Genomic DNA, 1,797 nt, shown 5'->3' on the forward strand with positions numbered 1-1,797 from the left:
ATTTATCCCTTTACCCTTTCCCCTTTAACCTTTTCCCCTGTCCCTCATCTCCCCCATCTCCCCCACTCACTGATTAATGACCATTGATTGTTGACCATTGACTTTTGGAGTCAGGGATTCAGATGCAATTTGTGGTGGATTAAGTATATATAAAAGACCAGCAGATGCAGCTACTAATAATAGAATGTAAGTGGCAACAAGAGGTATGTATGTATTGGATTTGTTGCCTGAATTATTATGATCATTCTTGGAGTCTTGGCGGACTACATTGCTTATAAGAGTATGTGATAAAGCATTTCCATCCAGTCCTAAAGCATCTCCATAGCGACGGATGAATCCTTGAATAAAAATAGGCTCAGGCAATTCTTCAAATCGTTCTTCTTCTAAAGCTTGCAAAACACCTGCTCGAATCAGTGTTCTTGCAGCTATTTCTTCTAAACCTATGGATTTTTCTTGTCTTACTTGTCGCAAGTGTGTGGTTATTTCCTTTAGCTGCTCTACTTGAGCTTGGTTTAAGAGCGTCACTGTCTTCTCCTGTATGGGCTAATTCTACTATTCATATATTGAGAAGACTTAACATTGCATACGTATTTTTACTGAATAATTGATTTTAGGGTAAAATTTTTGGAGAATGCTTGAAATCTAGATATAAAAATGCTAGGGCTACTCATACTAAGTAATTTCTTTGTTAACATAGACACTTTAAAATTCAATAAAAAGTTAGGGCATGGAAGTTAATAAACTGCAACTTTTAATACAAGTATTTTCCCAACTGCTACTCTGGGGTGGAATTATTGCAGCGATCGCTTACTTTGCCATCTGTATATTTCTTTTTATTGGGCAACCTCGATTCATTTTCTTTCCCTCTGCTGTCATTGAAAAGACACCAGAGTTTTTTAATCTCCTTTACGAAGAGGTTTGGTTCCCTATACCAGTTAAAACAGGCAAGGTAGAACACATTCACGGTTGGTGGATAGAAGCCAAGCAACCCAATGCTAAAGCGTTGTTATACTTACACGGAAACGGTATCAATATTGGCGCAAATATAGCTCATGCGAATCGGTTTCATCAGCTAGGGTTTTCGGTGTTGCTGATTGATTATCGAGGTTATGGTCGCAGTCAGGGTATGTTTCCCAATGAAAAGCGGGTTTATGAAGATGCAGCCACAGCTTGGAATTATTTGGTGCAGCAACAAGAGATTCCACCTAGCCAAATTTTTCTTTATGGACATTCTCTTGGGGGTGCAATAGCCACCGACTTAGCAGTGAAACACCCACAAGCTGCTGGTTTAATCGTGGAAAGCTCTTTTACATCCATCCGCGATTTAATAACTTATCGAAACATGTTTTGGATGTTTCCTGTGGATTTAATCTTGACACAGCGGTTTGATTCCATTAAAAAATTGCCAAAGTTAAAAATGCCAGTTTTATTCATTCATGGCGCTGCTGATTCGACTGTACCCTCTTTCATGACCCAAAAACTGTATGCCGTTGCTCCCGAACCAAAGCAACTATTGTTGATTCCAGGAGCAGATCATAATAACACAGCACTAATTGCCGGTTTGCAATATTTGCAATGGGTAGAGTCTTTTCTCGAAAAAGTGTGAGCTAGTAGCTATTCCCTTTGGGTGAGGCTATTGTCATAATACGTATTTTGATCAAGAGTAGTATTAGAGGATGTTTGAAAAGTCCTCATCTTGGTAGCAAAACGTTTTAGATCCCCCTCTAAATCCCCCTTAAAAAGCAGGGCTGTTTCATTCCCTAAAACAGGTAAAATTGCAAGTGTTGAGGGGATAAA

At 39.0% G+C, this 1,797-nt stretch carries 3 protein-coding genes; 1 reads left to right on the forward strand and 2 read right to left on the reverse strand.

Annotated features, from left to right (window positions below):
- Positions 1-66 precede the first annotated feature (66 nt).
- Positions 67-525 carry a helix-turn-helix domain-containing protein gene (locus VB740_RS18050; RefSeq protein ID WP_323201330.1) on the reverse strand — a complete coding sequence of 153 codons (459 nt, stop codon included), beginning with the start codon at positions 523-525 and terminating at the stop codon, positions 67-69.
- Positions 526-727: 202 nt separating this feature from the next.
- On the opposite strand from VB740_RS18050, the gene VB740_RS18055 reads away from it, so the two are divergent.
- On the forward strand, positions 728-1,606 hold the full coding sequence (locus VB740_RS18055; protein WP_323201331.1) for an alpha/beta hydrolase: 879 nt from the start codon (positions 728-730) through the stop codon (positions 1,604-1,606).
- A gap of 8 nt (positions 1,607-1,614) precedes the next feature.
- On the opposite strand, the gene VB740_RS18060 is transcribed toward VB740_RS18055, so the two are convergent.
- A partial coding sequence (locus VB740_RS18060) for a hypothetical protein (protein ID WP_323201332.1) occupies positions 1,615-1,797 on the reverse strand: 183 nt, incomplete at its 5' end.

This window comes from Nostoc sp. UHCC 0251 (assembly GCF_034932245.1).
Lineage (GTDB): Bacteria > Cyanobacteriota > Cyanobacteriia > Cyanobacteriales > Nostocaceae > Nostoc.

What these genes read in the sequence shown, in the direction of transcription:
- VB740_RS18055 (WP_323201331.1), top strand. Translation starts at nt 728, where the DNA reads ATGGAAGTTAATAAACTGCAACTTTTAATACAAGTATTTTCCCAACTG.